The organism is Anabaena sp. FACHB-595, from assembly GCF_048568275.1.
In the GTDB taxonomy this organism is placed as follows: domain Bacteria; phylum Cyanobacteriota; class Cyanobacteriia; order Cyanobacteriales; family Nostocaceae; genus Trichormus.
This window is the reverse complement of record NZ_CP183473.1, coordinates 2,478,900-2,500,000: the sequence shown is the minus strand read 5'-3', so window position 1 is coordinate 2,500,000 and position 21,101 is coordinate 2,478,900. Positions and strand designations below refer to the sequence as shown.

The 21,101-nt window shown below is 42.6% G+C and carries 14 protein-coding genes, 2 tRNA genes, 2 rRNA genes and 2 pseudogenes (1 of these 20 only partly in view); 8 read left to right on the top strand and 12 right to left on the bottom strand.

Annotation, left to right across the window (positions count from 1 at the left end):
• The 4 genes from ACN222_RS10420 to ACN222_RS10405 all read right to left on the bottom strand — a co-directional run.
• Window positions 1-202: ribosomal RNA gene (locus tag ACN222_RS10420) — 23S ribosomal RNA — on the bottom strand; it reaches 2,626 nt to the left of the window's first position.
• Window positions 203-364: 162 nt separating this feature from the next.
• Window positions 365-437, bottom strand: a tRNA-Ala gene (locus ACN222_RS10415).
• 86 nt (window positions 438-523) lie between these two features.
• Window positions 524-597: transfer RNA gene (locus tag ACN222_RS10410), tRNA-Ile, on the bottom strand.
• A 118-nt stretch (window positions 598-715) separates the two neighbouring features.
• Window positions 716-2,204, bottom strand: a 16S ribosomal RNA gene (locus ACN222_RS10405).
• Together the 16S and 23S rRNA genes with 2 tRNA genes alongside form the textbook arrangement of a ribosomal RNA operon.
• Before the next feature lie 311 nt (window positions 2,205-2,515).
• On the opposite strand from ACN222_RS10405, the gene nadC reads away from it, so the two are divergent.
• Window positions 2,516-3,379: a carboxylating nicotinate-nucleotide diphosphorylase gene (gene nadC, locus ACN222_RS10400; RefSeq protein WP_010996249.1), complete on the top strand. Its 864-nt coding sequence runs from the start codon at window positions 2,516-2,518 to the stop codon at window positions 3,377-3,379.
• A gap of 68 nt (window positions 3,380-3,447) precedes the next feature.
• Here nadC and ACN222_RS10395 read toward each other — a convergent pair whose 3' ends face one another.
• Window positions 3,448-5,256, bottom strand: a complete 1,809-nt coding sequence (locus ACN222_RS10395; RefSeq protein WP_010996248.1) for a DUF1565 domain-containing protein — start codon at window positions 5,254-5,256, stop codon at window positions 3,448-3,450.
• A 236-nt stretch (window positions 5,257-5,492) separates the two neighbouring features.
• Between ACN222_RS10395 and ACN222_RS10390 the strand changes: the two genes are divergently transcribed.
• Window positions 5,493-5,975 (top strand): hypothetical protein, encoded by a 483-nt coding sequence (locus ACN222_RS10390; protein WP_010996247.1) that lies wholly within the window; start codon window positions 5,493-5,495, stop codon window positions 5,973-5,975.
• 72 nt (window positions 5,976-6,047) lie between these two features.
• Window positions 6,048-6,918 (top strand): annotated as a pseudogene (locus tag ACN222_RS10385) (polyphosphate kinase 2 family protein).
• Between the two features lie 182 nt (window positions 6,919-7,100).
• On the opposite strand, the gene ACN222_RS10380 reads toward ACN222_RS10385, so the two are convergent.
• Complete coding sequence (locus tag ACN222_RS10380) at window positions 7,101-7,412, bottom strand: RNA recognition motif domain-containing protein (RefSeq protein ID WP_010996245.1); 312 nt, start codon at window positions 7,410-7,412, stop codon at window positions 7,101-7,103.
• 513 nt (window positions 7,413-7,925) lie between these two features.
• Between ACN222_RS10380 and ACN222_RS10375 the strand changes: the two genes are divergently transcribed.
• The 3 genes from ACN222_RS10375 to ACN222_RS10365 all read left to right on the top strand — a co-directional run bounded on the left by ACN222_RS10375 (window position 7,926) and on the right by ACN222_RS10365 (window position 11,637).
• Window positions 7,926-9,620 (top strand): DUF3352 domain-containing protein, encoded by a 1,695-nt coding sequence (locus ACN222_RS10375; protein ID WP_010996244.1) that lies wholly within the window; start codon window positions 7,926-7,928, stop codon window positions 9,618-9,620.
• 138 nt (window positions 9,621-9,758) lie between these two features.
• A complete protein-coding gene (locus ACN222_RS10370) occupies window positions 9,759-10,676 on the top strand; it encodes a class I SAM-dependent methyltransferase (RefSeq protein WP_010996243.1) in 918 nt (305 codons plus the stop codon).
• On the top strand, window positions 10,669-11,637 hold the full coding sequence (locus ACN222_RS10365; RefSeq protein WP_010996242.1) for a PrsW family intramembrane metalloprotease: 969 nt from the start codon (window positions 10,669-10,671) through the stop codon (window positions 11,635-11,637). Before ACN222_RS10370 ends, ACN222_RS10365 begins: the two co-directional genes overlap by 8 nt.
• A 211-nt stretch (window positions 11,638-11,848) precedes the next feature.
• On the opposite strand, the gene pyrR is transcribed toward ACN222_RS10365, so the two are convergent.
• From pyrR to ACN222_RS10350, 3 genes are all read right to left on the bottom strand, one after another.
• Window positions 11,849-12,391 carry a bifunctional pyr operon transcriptional regulator/uracil phosphoribosyltransferase PyrR gene (gene pyrR / locus ACN222_RS10360; RefSeq protein ID WP_190449816.1) on the bottom strand — a complete coding sequence of 181 codons (543 nt, stop codon included), beginning with the start codon at window positions 12,389-12,391 and terminating at the stop codon, window positions 11,849-11,851.
• Between the two features lie 126 nt (window positions 12,392-12,517).
• Window positions 12,518-13,480 carry an adenosylcobinamide-phosphate synthase CbiB gene (gene cbiB, locus ACN222_RS10355; protein ID WP_010996240.1) on the bottom strand — a complete coding sequence of 321 codons (963 nt, stop codon included), beginning with the start codon at window positions 13,478-13,480 and terminating at the stop codon, window positions 12,518-12,520.
• A 36-nt stretch (window positions 13,481-13,516) separates the two neighbouring features.
• Entirely contained in the window at window positions 13,517-13,960 is a 444-nt protein-coding gene (locus tag ACN222_RS10350; protein ID WP_010996239.1) for an Rrf2 family transcriptional regulator, read from the bottom strand.
• Between the two features lie 375 nt (window positions 13,961-14,335).
• Between ACN222_RS10350 and ACN222_RS10345 the strand changes: the two genes are divergently transcribed.
• Complete coding sequence (locus ACN222_RS10345; protein WP_010996238.1) at window positions 14,336-14,749, top strand: AbrB family transcriptional regulator; 414 nt, start codon at window positions 14,336-14,338, stop codon at window positions 14,747-14,749.
• A 44-nt stretch (window positions 14,750-14,793) separates the two neighbouring features.
• On the opposite strand, the pseudogene ACN222_RS10340 reads toward ACN222_RS10345, so the two are convergent.
• Window positions 14,794-16,672, bottom strand: a pseudogene (locus ACN222_RS10340) (chloride channel protein).
• 745 nt (window positions 16,673-17,417) lie between these two features.
• Between ACN222_RS10340 and ACN222_RS10335 the strand changes: the two are divergent.
• Entirely contained in the window at window positions 17,418-17,783 is a 366-nt protein-coding gene (locus ACN222_RS10335) for a hypothetical protein (protein ID WP_010996235.1), read from the top strand.
• A 117-nt stretch (window positions 17,784-17,900) separates the two neighbouring features.
• Here ACN222_RS10335 and ACN222_RS10330 read toward each other — a convergent pair whose 3' ends face one another.
• Window positions 17,901-19,520 (bottom strand): ArnT family glycosyltransferase, encoded by a 1,620-nt coding sequence (locus tag ACN222_RS10330; RefSeq protein ID WP_010996234.1) that lies wholly within the window; start codon window positions 19,518-19,520, stop codon window positions 17,901-17,903.
• Between the two features lie 286 nt (window positions 19,521-19,806).
• Window positions 19,807-21,099, bottom strand: a complete 1,293-nt coding sequence (locus ACN222_RS10325) for a recombinase family protein (RefSeq protein WP_010996233.1) — start codon at window positions 21,097-21,099, stop codon at window positions 19,807-19,809.
• Between the last annotated feature and the right edge of the window lie 2 nt (window positions 21,100-21,101).

Sequence of the window (21,101 nt, the reverse complement as noted above, 5' to 3'; positions counted from 1 at the left end):
CCTCCAGCTACTAAGATGTTTCAGTTCGCTGGGTTGGCTCTTTCCTGTCTATATATTCAACAGGTAGTATTTAGGGTTGCCCCATTCGGACACCTCCGGCTCAATGTTTGCTTCCAACTCCCCGGAGTATTTCGTCGGTAACCACGTCCTTCTTCGCCTCTGTGTGCCTAGGTATCCACCATTAGCCCTTATTAGCTTGACCACAATTCCATTGGTTTTATCCTGCATTCACAGTTTGTCTGTGTCTGCCTGCTAATCTAATCGCGTTTTTATGCAGTTTTCAAGGTTCTGGCTAGGTACTACCCAGCAGTCTAACTCCCGTTAGTTGCTGAATTTTTCCTCTTTCTTGGCTTGCCTTTTCATGTGGAGGTTAGCGGACTCGAACCGCTGACATCCTGCTTGCAAAGCAGGCGCTCTACCAACTGAGCTAAACCCCCAAATACAATTCAAAATTCAAAATCCAAAATTCAAAAGTAAATAACTACTTTTGACTTTTGTCTTTTAACTTTTGACTTGCTTCAGGTGGGCCATCCTGGACTCGAACCAGGGACCTCACCCTTATCAGGGGTGCGCTCTAACCACCTGAGCTAATAGCCCATTATCGAACCAAATCATAGTTTGAAAGCTTTGACAATATCTACGACCGACCTAGAGTAGACCATCTGTTCCTCTATTCGCTTTACGCTTTCGATTCTCAGTTGGGTAGGTCTCCCTAAAAGGAGGTGATCCAGCCACACCTTCCGGTACGGCTACCTTGTTACGACTTCACCCCAGTCACCAGCACTGCCTTAGGCATCCTCCTCTCCTAAAAGTTGGAGTAATGACTTCGGGCGTTGCCAGCTTCCATGGTGTGACGGGCGGTGTGTACAAGGCCCGGGAACGAATTCACTGCAGTATGCTGACCTGCAATTACTAGCGATTCCTCCTTCACGCAGGCGAGTTGCAGCCTGCGATCTGAACTGAGCTACGGTTTACGGGATTTGCTTGCTATCGCTAGCTTGCTGCCCTCTGTCCGTAGCATTGTAGTACGTGTGTAGCCCAAGACGTAAGGGGCATGCTGACTTGACGTCATCCCCACCTTCCTCCGGTTTGTCACCGGCAGTCTCTCTAGAGTGCCCAACTTAATGCTGGCAACTAAAAACGAGGGTTGCGCTCGTTGCGGGACTTAACCCAACATCTCACGACACGAGCTGACGACAGCCATGCACCACCTGTGTTCGCGCTCCCTAAGGCACTCTTCCCTTTCAAGAAGATTCGCGACATGTCAAGTCTTGGTAAGGTTCTTCGCGTTGCATCGAATTAAACCACATACTCCACCGCTTGTGCGGGCCCCCGTCAATTCCTTTGAGTTTCACACTTGCGTGCGTACTCCCCAGGCGGGATACTTAACGCGTTGGCTCCGGCACGGCTCGGGTCGATACAAGCCACGCCTAGTATCCATCGTTTACGGCTAGGACTACTGGGGTATCTAATCCCATTCGCTCCCCTAGCTTTCGTCCCTCAGTGTCAGTTACGGCCTAGCAGAGCGCTTTCGCCACCGGTGTTCTTCCTGATCTCTACGCATTTCACCGCTACACCAGGAATTCCCTCTGCCCCGAACGTACTCTAGCTCTGTAGTTTCCACTGCCTTTACAAGGTTGAGCCTTGCTCTTTAACAGCAGACTTACAGTGCCACCTGCGGACGCTTTACGCCCAATCATTCCGGATAACGCTTGCATCCTCCGTATTACCGCGGCTGCTGGCACGGAGTTAGCCGATGCTTATTCCTCAGGTACCTTCATTTTTTTATTCCCTGAGAAAAGAGGTTTACAACCCAAGAGCCTTCCTCCCTCACGCGGTATTGCTCCGTCAGGCTTTCGCCCATTGCGGAAAATTCCCCACTGCTGCCTCCCGTAGGAGTCTGGGCCGTGTCTCAGTCCCAGTGTGGCTGATCATCCTCTCAGACCAGCTACTGATCGTCGCCTTGGTGCGCTCTTACCACACCAACTAGCTAATCAGACGCGAGCTCATCTTCAGGCAATAAATCTTTCACCTTTCGGCACATCCGGTATTAGCCACCGTTTCCAGTGGTTGTCCCCGACCTGAAGCTAGATTCTCACGCGTTACTCACCCGTCCGCCACTATCTCCGAAGAGACCGTTCGACTTGCATGTGTTAAGCATACCGCCAGCGTTCATCCTGAGCCAGGATCAAACTCTCCGTTTTGAAGACATTTGCTTTTAGCTCTTTTCGACTTCTCTTTATACACCTTAGCCTGGTGTTTTTTATTTTCTTGACGCAGGCTATTGTCGTATACTAGCTTTCAAACTATAATATTTTCAAGGTTCGGCTCCCTACCGAGCGGCGCTTCGTCGCGCCCCTCTCTCAGGCACTTATCCAATATATCCAACCTACTCAGTCTTGTCAACTCTTTTGGCAAAATTTTTTTGGATTTTATTTGCTGTCGCTACAAAGCTTATGGGATGAGGGTTTTAGGCTATAGTATTCCTGAAAGTTGTTAGGGGAGTAATACAGTCGTGAGTAAAGCTGGTGTTTTGCCACCTTGGCTGGTTTTAGATCCATTATTACGTGGGTGGTTGTTGGAGGATATTGGTAGGGGCGATCGCACTACGAATGGTCTGTTAGCCGCAGATGTTACTCTAGGATCAGCGAAGTGGATAGCGAAAACACCAGGGGTAATTGCTGGCTTACCAGTTGCAGCAAGGGTATTTCAGCTTTTAAATGAAAAAGTTAGCTTTGTGACTACTGTTGATGAAGGTGCTTTCTGTGAACCGGGACAGGTCGTGGCAGAAATTCATGGTTCGCTGGATGCTTTGTTGATGGGGGAACGGGTGGCTCTTAACTTGGCTATGGGATTGAGTGGCATTGCAACGTTAACTAAAATATATGTAGAAAAAATTGCAGATTTACCTGCTTGCTTAGTCGATACGCGCAAAACGACCCCAGGACTAAGACTTTTGGAAAAGTACGCGACTGCTATGGGTGGGGCGATTAATCACCGTATGGGGTTGGATGATGCGGTGATGATTAAGGATAATCATATTGCGGCTGCTGGGGGAATTGGTAAAGCTATTACGCGTATTCGTTCTCAGATTCCTTATACATTAACCATAGAAGTAGAAGCGGAAACTATTGAGCAGGTAAAAGAGGCTTTGGAATACAAGGCTGACATTATTATGCTCGACAATATGCCCGTGGATTTGATGCGTCAGGCGGTACAGTTGATTCGTCAGCAGGATAATGGTGTGAAAATTGAGGCTTCTGGGAACGTAACCTTAGAAACTATTCGCGCTGTGGCTGAGACTGGTGTTGATTATATTTCTAGTAGTGCGCCGATTACTCAGTCGAAATGGTTAGATTTGAGTATGAGAATTACATAAATAAAGATTGGGGTTTTAACTGTAGAAAAACACAGCTAAAAACCCAACCACCAAAATTATTTTACAAATTAGGCATTAACGATATAAGGCGAGTTAATTGCCGCTACACGATCGCCATCCACTAAAGCTTGATAAACTATGGCCACTACCTCTGCGCGTGTAGCGTCGCGGGTGGGGTTGAGTTGTTTGATGTTCGGGTAATTAACAATTATGCCTTTTTCTATAGCTTTCGCTACTTCATCTTTGGCATAATCTGGAATTTTAGCTTGATCATCAAATGCTTTGATGGTATTTGTAACGTTAGCAGATAAACCAAGTCCTAGTCCATTTACTAATGAGACTACCACTTGTACCCGTTGGATGTTGTCGTTGGGACGGAAGGTGTTATCAGGAAAACCAGCCAGAAATAGACCTTGATACGCCTGCTGGATTACTTTAAATGCCCAGAAGTTTTCTGCTAAATCTTTAAACCTAATTACAGCCCGATTTGGTGACGGGTTGAAGGCTTTGACTAACAAGGCTGCATATTGCGCTCTTGTCATTGTCGCATCTGGTTTAAAGGTGCCATCAGGAAAACCACTCACTATACCTTGTCGTACTAACTCCCGAATAAATGGTGCTGCCCAATGATTACCAATATCTTTTAAGTTTATAGGGTTAGGTGTTGGGATTGGTGTTGGTGTTGGGATTGGTGTCGGGATTGGTGTCGGGATTGGTGTTGGGGTTGGGATTGGTGTTGGGATTGGTGTTGGGATTGGTGTTGGGGTTGGGATTGGTGTTGGGATTGGGATTGGTGTTGGGATTGGGGTTGGGATTGGTGTTGGTGTCGGGGTTGGTGTCGGGATTGGTGTTGGTGTCGGGGTTGGTGTCGGGGTTGGTGTTGGTGTCGGGGTTGGTGTCGGGGTTGGTGTTGGGATTGGTGTTGGGGTTGGTGTTGGGATTGGTGTTGGGGTTGGTGTTGGGATTGGTGTTGGGGTTGGTGTTGGGATTGGTGTTGGTGTTGGAATCTGACTAACTATGAACTCTACATTGCCTGTAACTTTAGTTGTGTCTAGTTGATTACCTATAGAAATTAACTTATGAGAACTGGCGTTTTGCAAATCAAATTTGGCGTTATTACGTAGGGTATTGCCTCCAGGATTACTAGTATTACCTATATCCGGTAGAGCATTACCAATGACTGTCAAACCATCATCAGTATTATTTTCAACGAGATTATTACGTAATATGGGACGAGCAGTACCAGAAACAACTATGCCTGAACGATTCTCGTAAATCTTGTTATCTATCAGCGTGGGTGATGTAGTATCACTGACTGCGATGCCAAAGCCAGTTTTAAAGCAGATATTACCTTGAATTTGTCCTTTGGAGTTTTTAGCGATCGCCATTCCATTAGCGGCATTCTCTGTAAACACATTACCAGTAATTACTGGGTTGGCATCACCTGTAGCAAATACTCCCTCACGTTTGCAGTTAATGAAGGTGGAATTAGCAACAGTAGGTGTAGTTGATTCTATCCAAGCACCACTGCCACGACTAGCCGGATTTGTCACAGTTACGCCTCGCAGTTCGGCGTTATTCAGAAGTACAAAAGTGACATTTTGTCCCGCAAAAGTACGGCTGAGGTAGTTTCCACTACCTTCTATTAAAATATTGCTGCCTTTGCTGGTTTCATTACCTACCACTTTGACGCTAGAGGGGATTGTGAGAGGAAAAACTTCACCACTTGCAGCATTGTAATTACCGTTGGCCAATTGAATAGTTGTATCAGGAGAGGCAACCTTGAGGGCTTGAGTAATCGTTTTGAATGGGGCTGTTTGGCTACCAGGATTGGCATCATTGCCTGTAGACGGATTTACGTAAAAAGTCTGCGTCATATTTATACCGATTAAAAATACACAGCCATCCTAGCGCTAACCTTGAGAATAAGTGGCGATCGCTAAAATTTGCAACAATGACTACCAAATAAGCCTGAGATATTCCAGAAAAGCTTTCATAAAACTAAGCGCCGAATGAGAATTATCCACGTAGGATAATAGACGGAATAAACATTTGCATTCAACCTAGTTAATTAGTTAGGCTATTGATAATCCTGTTACTTGTCTGGCGCGATATGGATTTTGAAAACAAAACCACCGCCCCAACTCCTGATGATGTAGACTTTACGCCCTCGGCTACAATTTGTAAGCCATTGGAGATTTTGTGCAATACAGAGGCTTTACTACGTCGCCCCACCGTTGCTACACTGGCTCCACTATTACCCCCGAAATGGGGTAATGGTTTGCAAGTAGTGTCTACAGTTGCAGACGAATCTTTAAAGGAACTGGCAGAAATTGATTTAGAAGAAATTAGCGATTTTGAATTGCGACCTGCCAGGATTTTTATTGGGTTAAGTTTCGTCGGTTTTGGTGCGTTGATAGTACTAGTATTAGTACTATATTTGAACACTTTGCACCCGGAACTAAATACTGTTAAGCAGATTCGGCAATACTGGTATCAATATATTTGGTTTGTCAGCTTGGGTATAGCAGGGATGTTTCTTCTAGGTCGAGAAGCGATGCGTCCTCACCATGAAGAGTCAAAAGTTAAGAAATAAGAAAAGTATCAGAGTAATTGCTGTCTTTGATATTACATAACAAAGATAATTTAGATTGGTAACTTGATTTAGATGAATCAGGATGCTTTTATTGTTACCCCCAGGGTCAAAAATTTCTCTGCGAAAGGATTATGATCCTGCTTATCAAGATGGATATCACGAAAAAGCTGAAGCAGTCCAAAAATTACAGGCAAATATTCAACAATTAGCTCAGTATCAAGATATTCTCTATGCTCAAAATACTTATGCTGTGTTGATTATCTTTCAAGCAATGGATGCAGCTGGTAAAGATAGTACGATTAAACACGTAATGTCTGGGGTGAATCCTCAGGGGTTTCAGGTATTTAGTTTTAAAGCCCCTAGTGATGAAGAATTAGATCATGATTATCTGTGGCGATCATCAAAAGCGCTACCAGAACGGGGACGAATTGGCATATTCAACCGTTCTTATTATGAAGAATTACTAGTAGTTCGGGTACATCCAGAAATTCTTAAAAAGCAACAACTTCCTCATAATCATAAAGGGAATGAGATATGGAAACAGCGCTTTGAGGAAATTAATAATTTTGAGAAATACTTAGTCAATAATGGAGTGATTATTCTTAAATTCTTTTTGAATGTCTCTAAATCTGAGCAAAAAAGGCGGTTTTTAGAACGGATTAGATATCCAGAAAAGAATTGGAAGTTCTCTGTAAATGATGTGCGTGAAAGGGCTTTTTGGGATGATTATATGCAGGCCTATGAAGAGGTTTTTCAGCATACGAGTACTGACTGGGCCCCTTGGTATATCGTCCCAGCCGATCGCAAATGGTTTACACGTCTTGTAGTAGCTGATATTATCTGTACGAAGTTAAAACAACTAAATCTTAAATATCCCACAGTCAGTGAAGCACATCAGCAAGAACTATTAAAAGCTAAGTATATCTTAGAACAGGAAGCTTAAGTCACAATTGATAAAACTATTCATGTGTTAAATGAGCCAAAAAATCTCATCAATAAAAAGCTTCTATTTGTTTCAGAAAACGACTAATAAAAAAGGCTCAGGCAGAAACGCCTGAGCCATTGCTAAGTGCAATGAATGTGCTGGATTAATGTATTAAGCTTCAAGCATTACATCAATCAAGCTTAGTAACGGTTGCGTCCGCCACCACCACCATAGCCACCACGATTACCACCACCAAAAGAACCTCTATCTTCTTTTGGTTTAGCCTTGTTCACTTTGAGGTCACGTCCCATCCACTCAGCGCCATCAAGCGCTTCAATGGCTGCTGTTTCTTCAGCATCTGAACCCATTTCCACAAAACCAAAGCCGCGCATCCGGCCTGTTTCACGATCAGTAGGTAGCTGAACACGCTTTACAGAACCATATTCTGCAAAAACGGCATTCAGACTATCTTCTGTAACGTCGTAAGAAAGATTGCCTACATAAACTGACATAGATTGTCTCCGAAATCATAGGTACGTAGAGATTTAGGTTTCGGAGAAAAGTCTGTAAATACCAAAAGGAAAAGCCCGTCAATACTAAAAACAAACGCGGTCGCCGAATTAACTCTCACTTTCTAGTATGGCACAGCAACCAACTATCAGGGGGGAGTTACAAAAACCGTTACATAAGTTTATAAAAGCAATCGATACCTAAATACCTGTGATCATTATCTTGTTAATCTCATCTTAACTTCATAAACGGTCTTTAGTTGTTTTTTACCGTTGTATATTTGCGGGGTAACTTAGCAACGCCCACAATGTTACTCCGTCCTCCTTAGGTTCTTTTGTATCATTTGCGGATTCGAGCTTGATACTTTTGAAGTACTTTTTGGAGACTTTAATTACTTATTGTCAGCAAATTGCTAATTTTTACACATAAATTCTAAAAGAGGCTGAGGAATTGGGAACAATTCCGGAAGGTCTACAGTACCCTTAGTGACAATTTAAGCAAAAGAGGATTAAACAATGCCAGAAACTAAATCAAAACTTTTAATTCCTGTTGTTGGCGCGGCTGTAGTCGTAGCGGGAAGTATAGCTGCCTATATGTATCTTAAAGGGCCTTCAGGGGATGGATCTGGTGCTTTAGGTAGCGCTAAACTAGTACCTTCGACAGCATTAATGGCTACTTACATTACTACTGATCCACAAGCTTGGGAAAAGTTACAACAATTTGGCACACCTGAAGCACAAAAGTTAGTCGCTAAGGGGTTGGAAGACTTTAATAAAGAAATGTCGAAAGATGGCAACATTTCTTACGAAAAAGATATCAAACCTTGGGTTGGTGGGGTAATGGTGGCTGTTTTACCTCCAAACGCAGCGAAACCTGCCCAATTTAATGCACCTGCGCCTGGAGCAAATCCACAGATCGCTTTACGGCAAGAACCACAAGTTTTAATGGTAGTTGGGATTAAAGATAAACTGAGCGCGTTAAATTTTGCTAATAAATTAAAAGCACAAAAGGGTGTTAAATCCCAGGAAACTGACTATAAAGGTGAAAAAATTACACAAACTCAGGCTGAAACTGGAGAGCCAACATACAGTGCTGTTTTGAATAATAGTTACTTAGTTTTTTCTCCAGAAAAACCAATTGTAGAAAAAGCTATAGATACCTATAAAGGTCAACCATCCTTTGCGGCTAAAGAAGGAGCTAATAGTATTCTCAGCAAGGGTGTGGATGTAAAAAATTCCCTGGCTCAAGTCTACATTCCTGATTATCCAGGGATGGTGAGACAACTGATAGCCGCAAGCCCCCAAGGAAATCAAGTAAATCCCCAAACCTTGAAACAACTGGATCAAGTAAAATCGATGGCTGCGGGTGTGGGAGTGGATGATGCAGGGTTACGATTAAAAGCGATCGCTAATTTAGATCCCCAACTGAATAAATTCCAATATGAAAACTCTGAATCGAAAATATTAGGTCAATTTCCGGCTGAGACTTTTGCCCTCATTAGCGGACAAGGAATTAGTAAAGGGTGGTCAACAGTTGTCGAACAGTCGAAAGATTATCCAGAATTTAAGCAAGCGCTCGAACAAGTACGCGCACAGACCAAACTAGTTAATCTCGACTTGGATAAAGACATTTTTGGCTGGATGGATCAAGAATTTGCTTTTGGTGCAATTCCCTCGAACCAAGGTGTATTAGCTAGTATTGGTTTTGGTGGAGCTTGGGTATTTGATACCAGCGATCGCAAAACCGCAGAAGCCACTTTGACAAAGTTGGATAATCTCGCTAAAACCCAACAAATTAATATTACTACCAGAAATATTGGTGGTAAAGACGTTACCGAATGGCAAATTCCCCAACAAGGAGCTTTATTTGCCCACGGTTGGTTAGACCAAGATACCGTATTTTTAGCAGTTGGCGGCCCTGTTGCGGAAGCTTTGGCAAATGCCAAGAATCAAACCCTAGACAACAGCGACAGTTTTAAAGCCATTGCAGGTTCTTTACAAAAACCAAATGGGGGCTACTTTTATTTAGATATGGACAGAACGATGACCTTATTCAATCGTTTTGCAACGCAAACACAGCGACCTATCCCCCCAGAAGCTAACGCTGTTCTCAGTTCCATTCGGGGCTTGGGTATCACTGCTAATAGCCCCGATAAATCCTTGAGTCAAGTGGAGATTTTGTTAGCCCTCAAACCTAATACAGCAAAGTAGCCATTTAAACTCCCCGATTTCTCCAAGAAGTCGGGGATCTGACAGTGATGTCAACTTTTAAGTTTTACCTTGGTTTAGTAGATTTGCATCCCGCAAGTATGTCATAAGTAAAAAAGGCTGTTCAACGCAAACTGACTTATGACTGTTGCTATAAACAAAGCTCCTGGTATAGCTTCTCGCTTGGTGAATGGCATACTGGCCATTAAGCCTCTAGCCAACCTCGCCAAGCACCAAGCTAGGCAAATGATGATTAAACGGGCCCAAAGAATTGGCGTACCTTGGATCAATGAAGTCAAGACATTACAAGCCCGTAACTGGACAGAAGATTTTGCTCAAGTACAAAATCCGCAAATCACCTACCCAGATTACTACCTGACTTCATTTCACGGCTATGATGAGGGGGATTTAAGTTGGCAAGCAGCTTTTGAACTGGAAGTGGCGGCACGTACTGTCCATGCAGGAATTTGGCAGGATGGGAAAGCCGACGGTGATGCAAAACTGCGCCAAAGTTATCACGACATTCTCAAAGTGCAAGTTCCTCAACCGCAAGACATTCTCGACTTGGGTTGTAGCGTGGGTTTAAGTACATTTACCCTACAAGAAACTTATCCCCATGCTCAAGTTACAGGTTTGGATTTGTCTCCTTATTTTTTGGCTGTAGCTAAATATCGCGCCCAACAAAGTCAGGCTCAAATCAATTGGATTCATGCTACAGCCGAGTCTACAGGATTGCCAGATAAAGCTTTTGATTTAGTTTCGCTTTTCTTGATTTGTCATGAATTACCTCAGTTAGCAACCCAAAAGATTTTCGCAGAGATGCGGCGTTTATTGCGTCCTGGTGGTCACATATCTATCATGGATATGAATCCGCAAGCGGAAGCTTACAAGAAAATGCCGCCCTACATTTTGACATTGCTCAAAAGCACTGAACCATACATGGATCAATATTTTGCCTTGGATATTGAGCAGACTTTAGTAGAAGCTGGTTTCCAAACTCCAACAATTACTAAAAATAGCCCTCGTCATCGCACCGTTATTGCTCAAGTGCGTGACTGATTTATTCCTATTTCTGTGGGCGGTGATTCCACCATTAGTATTTTTGGGGTACTACTATTATCGTGTACCCCATGCCCCGCCTTTATCTGTGCTGTTGTGGTTATTTCTGTTAGGGGCAATATCTGGTTTTCTGGCCTTGGGCTTGGAATATGTGTTTGATTCTGTCGCCAATTGGGTATTAAACTGGCAAAGAATACAGCGATCGCTTTTTGGTATCGCTTTACGTCAACTGATAGCGATCGGCCCGATTGAGGAGGGTTGCAAGATATTAGCAGTTGTTGTTGCCAACTATTATTTTCAACGTCGTTATCATCTCACATCTAGTAGCATTTTCCTCTTTACTATCGCGGCAGCATTAGGATTCACCGCAGAAGAAAACTGGATTTATCTTTATCATGGCACAGCAACCATCCTTGACCGGAGTATTGGCACACCAGTACACGCCATGTTTTCTGCTCCTTGGGGATACGCCTTAGGGAAATATTTTCATGCAACTGAGCGATTAAATCACTACAGAAATTTGTTGGTACGAGCGGGGATTAACTCGGTGATTTTTCACGCTCTCGTAAATGTACTCTCTAGTGCTTGGCGTTATTCACCACCTCTACGTTTCCTCAGCTATGGTTTCTTTCCATTATTGGTGTGGATGTTTTGGCGTATGGAACAATTACTGCGTCAAGTTACATCCCAACGTCCCCTGAATTTAATATCTGGTCATACTTCCCTCCATCGTTACTGGCAAAGAGGTTTAGTCTTATTTGCCCTCATGCTAGGCGGTAATGCCATTTTTGGGCTGTTTCTTTTAGCTAGAGTTATTAGTCCCTTGAGTCCAGCACAGATTTTTTCACCCGATTTTTTCTGGCTGATTATGAGTCGGTTTTTAACTAATTTAGCTTTCGGAATCCTGGCTTGGTTAATTTATTTATATTTAAGACATGGATCTAGCGATCGCTACTTCTAATAATATCTGCGGTCATTGGTGATGGTATAGCTGGGAACTGGGGACTGGGTGAAAAGTCCTGTTGTGTCTAGGCTGTATAATCTATGTGATGTCCTAACACTACTGGCAACAGCTATAAAACACAACTATCATTCATTAGTCCAACTCCAGATAAATAGCAAAAAACAAGGTAAATTAGACTACCTGGCAATTCGTGGATTATTTTTTACCTTTAATAACCAACTAACTCTACCGCATCTCTGCCGTCCCAATCTTGTAAATAAACTTTGACCACTTCTTCTTTCGCTGTGGGTAACTGCTTACCAACAAAATCTGGATGGATGGGGACTTCCCTATGACCCCTGTCAACCAACACCGCTAGACGAATTACTTCTGGTCTACCGTACTCGTTAACGGCATTTAAAGCTGCACGAATTGTCCGTCCTTTAAAGATGACATCATCTACCAAAACGACTGTTTTCCCAGTCAAGTCAAGCGTAATGCTGGTTTTAGCTGGCGTTCGTAAACCAATTTGGTTAAGGTCGTCTCGATAGAAGGTAATGTCTAAGGCTCCTACACCGACATTAATACCTTCTAGGGTTTCAATCTGACGTGCTAGTAGTTCCGCTAGTGGAACTCCCCTAGTGTAAATACCTAGTAGGACTAATTGAGATAAATCCCGTGTTCTTTCAACGATTTGAGATGCCAACCGCGTTAAAGTACGGCGGAGGTCTTCGGCGGAAAGAATTTCAATTACTTTGGCAGGCGTAGCCATACAACGATACCCCTGAGAATGAGTTAATAGGGAGTGGGCGAAGTTAGGAATTGAGGCAGGGGGAAAGGGGGGAAATGTTTGAGCAAGTTTTCCCTTCTGCTCCCCTACTGCTTCTCCCTCATACCTTTAGCGTATCAGGAGTATAGCGACCGCCACACCTAGCCAGAGCAAAAAGCTATATCTAGTCAGTTGCAAAGCTATTTGAATGTGTTGTGGGTTGATGGGAGAAGTGGGATCTCCTAAGAGCGGTTTTTGCTTGGCTATCCCACCATACCAATTTGTCCCCCCCATCTGCACACCCAAAATGGCTGCATAGGCGCACTCGCTCCAACCTGAGTTGGGACTAGGATCATTAATTGCATCACGGCGACAAATTCGCCACACATCCCCAGGCTTCCCTGATAATAATCCTAAAGTTATCACTGTCAAGCGGCAAGGTAACCAAGTTAAGTAATCTTCTAGCCGCGCACTGAACCATCCTAAATATGTATATGGTGCTTCTTTGTAACCCACCATCGAATCGAGGGTACTGCTAGCTTTATATGCCAAAGCCAGAGGAACTGGCCCTACATGGGGAATGCAGATACCGACAATAGCATAAAACAGTGGAGCCATTACCCCATCTGTCGCATTCTCTGTCACTGTTTCTAAAACTGCTCGGAGGATTTCCGATTCTGGTAAGTTATCTGTATCTCGACCAACATAATTACTCAAAGTCTGCCGAGCTACTGTTAAATCGCCTGCTTTTAAAGGTTGTAAAACATCAATAGCTGCTTTGCCTAGACTTTTCAAAGCAAAACAACTAGCTAACATGATACTTTCTAGTGCGATCGCTAAAACAGGATTTAGCCATCTCGTCATTTGAATGATTAACCAACCAACCCCACCGCTACCAACAATCAAAATTATTGCAAGAATAATCCCAGCGATGCGTTGTGTGAGAGATTTTTGACACAGTTGGAGAAAAATTTTGCTCAACCATGAAATTCCCCATCCCATAACTTGCACCGGATGAGGCCAACCCCAAGGATCACCTATTAAATAATCTAAAATTACAGCAATGATTAAGACATAGATGTTATTAGTCATGAAGGAAAACAAATGTCAACCGACAACTGACGATTGCTAAACCACAAAATTTGCTTCTTCTCCGAGAGAAGCTTGCCAGCTACGGGCATCGTAATACAAATCTGCCAAAGTAATACTGTATAAAGCCTCTTTTAGTTTTTGGTTGAGTCTTTGCCAAAGGCTAAATGTTACCCAATCTTCTGTTTGTGCTGGGGTCGGAGTATGGCGGGGTAAATTAGTGATAGTTTCATCGACTGCCTCTAAAATTTGTCCTATGGATATTTTTGCTGGTTCTCGTGCTAGTTGATAGCCACCAATGCTACCTCGAATTGATTTGACTAAGCCAGCACGACGCATTTCTATTAGTAATTTTTCCAGGTATGGAGCTGGGATATCTTGACGTTTAGCGATCGCTTTCACAGATGCAGGGCCATAGCTAGGTTGCAAACTTAAGTCCAGCAAAGCCTTTACACTATAGTGTCCTTTGGTTGTTAGTTTCATTTTGTTAGTTGTCAATTGTCAGTTGTCAGTTGTTTTTTCATTACCAATGACTAATGACCAATGACTAAGGATCAGTTTTACTTATCATTTTTCTCCTTAACAATCAAGCCGACTAAGGAGACAACTTTTTACTCGACTTTAGAAAACTTAAATAAATATAGTTTAGCAGTGATTGATTAACTATATATAGTTATCCCGATTATCAAAATTAAATTGTCTTGCAAATATTGGGAATTGTGCAACAATTTTGCTTATGAGTGTAATATACTTGGCTAGGCTGAGATAAAAACTAAAGGATATTGTTCCTATTAGCTCAACGTCAGCTAAAATAAAATCGATTCAACTACTTAAACCCCTGATTTTTGACCTAAGTTGATGCCTAAACAGAAAAAAATAGAACCCCTAGTCGGTGAAGAACTGCTCAAAAAAGTCAAAGAGCTAGAGAACCTTAGCAAAGAAGAAAAAGCTAAACAGTGTGGCTACTATACCGTTACCAAAAATGGTATAGAGCGTGTCAATATGATGAAATTCTTAAACGCCCTAATTGATGCGGAAGGCATTCAGTTAGACAGCGCTCCCAATGCCAACGGACGTGGTGGACGGAGTGCTAGTTATAGAATTAGTGTGCAATCGAATGGTAACTTATTGATTGGTTCGGCTTACACAAAACAGATGAACCTCAAACCAGGAGATGAGTTTGTCATCACTTTAGGGAAAAAGCACATTCGTCTTAGACAAGTAGATGGCGAAGAAAGAGAAATCCTCGAAATCGCAGAAGCTACAGCATAATTAATAGTTAGTTGTCAGTTGTTGATTTTTCCAATGACCAATGACTAATGACTACTGACCAAACGGTAAAGTGTCTGGCGTGTGACTGCCAAGTTACACGTTAATGCAATTTGCTCCCTATCTAGCAACCCTAGAATATGGTCATGGTTGTCTCGTGCTACCACAGGTAACTGATGCAAACCTCTAACCTCCATGCGGTCTAAAGCCTCAGACAAAGGTTCATCACGCCAAGCATAGAGGATCTCTTTTGTACAGATATCGATGATGCTTTGATGGGTGAAATTACTTTGGATTTCACTTGCAGAATTCGGGTAATTTTGCCATACAGAAAGAGTACGGTTGAGGTCTTCTAGGGAGATAATCCCAACTAGTTGTTCTGCATCATCAATAACTAAAGCACTGCGTGTGCGATCGCTGATCATTTCCCTAGCAGCTTCTAAAATGCCCAAAGTCGCAGATAGCTTTTTTGGGCAAGCAAGCATAGCATCCTCTACTAAAATTTGCTGCAAAATTTCTACTTTTTGGTCTTTCGGAATTGAAAGACCAATTTGCTGTAAATTGGTATGAGAATTCGTATTTGGTTTAATCCTTTCTACTAGCCATACACTTAAACCCACAGCCGCCATTAAAGGTAAAACAATTCGGTAATCGCGGGTAAGTTCAAATAACATTAAAATTGAGGTCAAAGGCGCTCTCACACTTCCAGCTAGGACGGCAGCCATACCTACCATTGCATAAGCCGGAGGTGCTGCCATATATTCGCCAATTCCTGGCGCTATGAGTGTGAGAATCTTAGCATAAGCTGAACCCAATGAAGCACCTAAAAACATTGCCGGCGCAAACAAACCGCCAACAAAACCACTACCCGCACTAATGGCTGTTATCAGCAACTTTAAAACCAACAATATCAATAACAAATCTAGAGAAAATTTGACATCTTGCAGCATCGCTTGTACTGTGCCATAACCGATGCCCAAAATTTGTGGGAATTTTAAAGCTACTATGCCAATAATGAAACCCCCAATGATAGGGTGAATTGGCTGAGGAATTTTATCTAAAAATTTAAACCCAGGAATCGAACCGGCAAAACAAGCTTTTCCCCAATTAATAGATTGTTTATAAGCTACAGAAACCAAACTAGCACCCAACCCCAAACCCAGATAAAGGGGCAATTCCAAAGGGCTGCGGACTTGGTAAACAGGTAAAGCAAAAGCAGGTTGCGCCCCTAAACCAATTTGTGCAATTAAAGCCGCTACTACCGCCGCCAACAGCACTACACTCACGGCGGAAGTGGCAAAAGATGTTGCGCCCATGACTACTTCTAAGGCAAAAAATACCCCGGCAATTGGCGCATTAAATCCCGCCGCCAAGCCAGCGGCCGCGCCAGCACCTAAAAGTAAACGCTGACGTTCTTGCGAAACTTGTAATATTAAGGACAACAGCATTCCGAAATTAGCGCCAATTTCCACACTTGGCCCCTCTGGCCCCAAAGAAGCACCACTCCCCAAAGAAACGGCAGCCGCTAACATTTTTGTAACAGGACGTAATTGTCCTTTGATTTCGCCACCCTCAGAAGCGGCAATGAGTGAGGATAGTCCGGGGCCAAAGTCTTGTGTACGCCAGCGCATAAATCCAACTATTAGCCCTCCTAAAATGGGGACAAGAGCTAATGTCCAAGCGCCCCAAACACCAATTGCACCCATCAGATTTTCTAGCATCAGGTGGTGAATCAGCTCAATCAAATAGTGAAAAGTCACCACCCCCCATACCAGTGCCACCGCCAATGAGTACGGCTAAAAACAACACGATAGTTTCTGGGGAAAGTTGAAATCGGTTAATGAGATGTGTTACTTGGGAGGAAGGTGTAGGAAAAGCAGATGGTTCTGTTACCTTCCTTAGCTCAGTGGGAGGCAGTAGAGTCATTGAAAGGCGAGGTAAATGTAAGAAAAAATGTAAATTTTTATTTGCTATTTCTCATTGTCAGTCATTATTTATCAACCAGACAAGTAAATTTGGTGAACCAAATTTACAATCTGTAGCTAAAAAAAATTTTGCTAAACCAAATTTTTCTAGAGATAATGGTTAAATGAGAAAAGATGGATCAGAAAGTAACAATGGCAAATCACAAAGTGTAAGTAGCTTTCATGTAGGGCGTACACAAATCAAGGACGAAAAGAGGGTTACAGGTTTAGAGCTTTTTACTTAGCAGGAACTAAATGCCTCGCTACCGTTAATAGGACTCAGTATGGGCTTAAGCCCCGTTTGACTCACACAACTTTTTCAAGCTAGATGGTCATTTGATAGAGAACCTAAGGACGGAATGATGATAGACGTTGGACATTTATTCTTCTTATTCTCTATCCCCTGCCTTATATGGGATTTACCCTGACCCCTGTTTTCCCGATATTAATTCTCTTTATTAAACGCAAGAGTATGGTATGTACGCACTGAGTAGACGGGTGACAAATCAGCAAAAAACAAGAGACATATTTCATTAAATCTAGCTATACTCGTGTTGCAACCATTAAGTCGTCCTTAGTAGAAATACAACCGTGTGGGTGGTTAAAGGCTACTTTTATACTACACTGGCGCGTCTACTAAGTATTGCTGGGGAACTTAATATGGGTATTCTTAATATAGCGAGTAAATGGACTAGCGGACGAGGTAGATGAATACACACACCTTTGATAATCATTACGTTACTTGCCCAATTTGCCAAAGATACGCTAAGGCAAAACCAATCAAAAGTTATATGGGTTTATTTACTTGTCCGCATTGTCAGGAACGAGTGGTGGTTTGTCAAAGCGGCCATTATGTTCGTGACCCCTTTACGCTCAACCAGATCATGATATGTTCTGCTCTACGTCGTCAAAGTAGTCCTATAGCTAGAATTATAAGAGATTTTATCCTTTTTAAGCGTCCTTTGGTAGCTTTAGCGGTGGGAAGTGTGATTTTCTTGGGAATGATGACTATCACTCAACAAGAGACAAATTACAATCAGCAATTACAGCCAGGGACTGAGGAGGTTAAGTAGAGACTTTTAAGAGGAAGGGGGGCAGGGAGCAGGGAGAAATAAGAATTAATGATATCCTTCTCCTAACTCAGTACGTTGCTCAACGCCCCGCTAACCCTAAAATCACTCTGCACTTTTTTACAACCGATTAGTTTCTTTGGTTACTAGTTGCCAACCTTCAGTTTTGTCTAGTAGCTGAACAGAGTCTAATTGCAGACGTTGGGAATCTGATGAACTGATGAGTAGATACGGTTGTCTGTCGTAGTGCCAATGATGTTTTAGTTCTTCGACAGAGGCGGGAATAATATGGCGATCGCTATAAAAATCCAATGATGGGCGATGATAAGGAAAAGATGTATAAATCTTCTTTGCAGCTGGATTTGCTTTCTCTATCATGGCCGCTACAGGTTTTACAGGGTAAGCTTGCCATAATTCCCAAACCCAGTAGTTAGATTTCATCAACAGCAGCAGGGAAATATAACTACCCCAAAACAATATTTTGAGAAATTGTCCGTCGCCTCGTTCTGCTAAAATAGCTCCCATAATCATTGTCAAAGCGACTGCGGCAAAAATTAGCTGTAGGTCAGTTTTGGCAGCGATACCCCAACTAAAGTGAATGCTAGCAGCTGAAGCTACTACGGCTAAGATTGACAAACCAGCGACCCAAGTGCGGGGATAGGATGAGAGTAAAGGTAAGTTTTCTATTTCTGCTAACTGTGCGCCAAAAGCTAAGGCTAGGCTGGGGTAAATGGGGAATATATACCAAGCAAGCTTCACACTCATGAGAGAAATGAGTAGTAAATAAACTATGCTCCATACAAGTATGAGTCTTGCCCAGCTAAGATTGCGATTTTCCCAAAGTAACTTTGTCGTTTGTGGTAAGAAGATTAACCAAGGCCAAGTCCATTTAAGGAGTTCAACCATGTAAAACCAAGATGGTTGAGCATTCTTGTGATTAACTATACCCGTTTGTTGTAGGGATTGAAGAAGCAAGCCATTCTGGACAAAATCATTGCCATATTGTACTATTTGAGCGCCATACCAAGCAGCTACAGGCAAAATCCCAATGGCGATCGCTATCCATAGATAATAACTGGTAAGTAGCCTTGGTGTATCCCAAAACAAAAATACTAAGACGACTGCACCTAATAAAAAACCTGACAGTCCTTGAGTCAGACAAATTAATCCTAAACTTAAACCTATGCCGAGACAGTAGCGTAAATCTCGACGCGATCGCAATACACACAGCATCATCACCAACAAGAAACTCACCACCGCCCCTTCTAACATCGCCAAGCGCCCATAACGGACTACAGGCAGCATGGTTAAGTAGATTAAGGCACTATAAATCGCTGCCCAGCGTTGACGGAATATCTCTCTACCAAGACAGTATAGTAATGGTACTGATAAGGCGGTTAAAATTGCTCCTGGTAAACGTGTTGTCCATTCATTCACACCTCCTAAATAGTAAGCCCCTGCAATCAGTATGTGCATGAGAGGCGGTGTATCGTGATAAGGTTGCCCTCTTAGGGTGGGATATAGCCAACGTAGGGAATTGGCCGATTCTTGTGTTATTTCCCTAGCGATTTGGGCTATAGTTCCCTCATCCCAATCTTGCAGGGGTAATCCTCCCAAGTTAACGCTAAATAATAGTAATGCTGCAATTAACAACACTACTAGCCATAAGCGATCAATCCATTTATCAACTGCGCGGTGCTGTCTTTCCAGATGACCCCAAATAAAGCTTCCTTCCTGCATATTCTATGATAATCATTTTACTTGCTGGTTTGATTACATAGAGATCAAAGTGAATCTCTAATGTGCCACCCAGTAACAACTTGTTTACTGAATAAATACTAAATTCCCAGGTTAGCTCAATTTTCTCTAAGCAGCGATAATTTTTTGGGGAAATTTCCCTAAATTTTGCTTCAATTTATTTAATAATTATTGTCATGTAAAAATGATACAGACTTTTGGTAAAAATGGGGACTATTCAGACGTAGGGGAAAGGGTGCAAGGGAAAAAGAGAACTGTTAACTATCGACTAAAAAATAAAAATTACTTGTAAATCCCAGTGTTGATTTTGACGAATAATTTCAATTTGCCGGATAAATTCTCGGAAGTAAAATCTGCGCTCTGATTCTGATAGGTCTAACCAAAATTGAGGTATAGAAACTGCCTGAGCAACAGATAGCAAATTTACCGGAGGAAGGGTGGCTAATTTTGCTTGTAGTGTAGAAATTTCTGTCCGGAGTTTGTAAGTTCTTAACTTGGCTGTTTCTGTGTCTAAAATACCAGTTTCTACTAGATTAGGTAACTGTTGCAGTATATTTTGTTGATGAGCGATCGCTGCTTTTAAACTATTCTTAACAGTATCTAGTTGGGGAAAATTCATCCCTGCTACCGCCAAAGGTAATTCACTGCAAACCTTGGCAATTGTCTGTTCCAAAATCTCTTGGTAAGCAATAGCTCGACACTTGGGGCTTTGGGGACACTTGATGGGACGTAAATAAAGATACTCTTTGTCTTGATGGCGTTGGGTGACACGGGTAACTGTCATGTGTGACTGACACTGCTGACAAACAACCAAACCAGCTAGAGAACGGGGTGCGCTAGCACTACGGGAAGGTAAACGACTATTACGGCGTAGAAGTCGGTCAACTTGAGCAGCTTCATCTCTAGAAATGATGGGAATATGAGTATCAGAGATAATTTCCCGATTTTGATAAGCAGTATCCCCACGATAAACAGGATTAGTTAACCAACGCTTACCAGTGGTGACAGAGATTTTCTTGCCGTATTTTTTGGCTAAATAACGCACCGCACCACGCAAAGAACTATAGAGTAAAAAGTTATCAAAAAAATCCTTCACCACTGGAGAAGTACTACGGTCGAGAATATATTTATCTTTACCTCTGCGATAACCATAAGGTGCTTTACCAGGAGGTGGCGCAGCATCTAGACGATTACGAGCGTGTCCTTGACGAATGCGACGGCTACGATGTTGACGTTGAATTTCCTGTAACAATCTCAGCAAATCAGCCCGCAGATGAGAAGTTTCTGAGTTGTAGGCTTGCTCTATAGCGATGATGCCTATACTCATCGCTTCTAACTGATTGAGGCGATCGCTTACTTCTTCTAAATTATCCCCTAATTCCTCCAAACGCCGCACAATTAAATAATCACAAGATTCAGTTTGACAATCAGTCAATAATTGTTGCAATTCTGAGCGCTGTCCTAAATCCGCATACACCCGTTCCACCTCCCACTCCCAATTAATCTGCACAGGAGAGGTTTCTAGTAGAGGGTCAGTGTAAGTGTAGGCGATAATTTTCATTA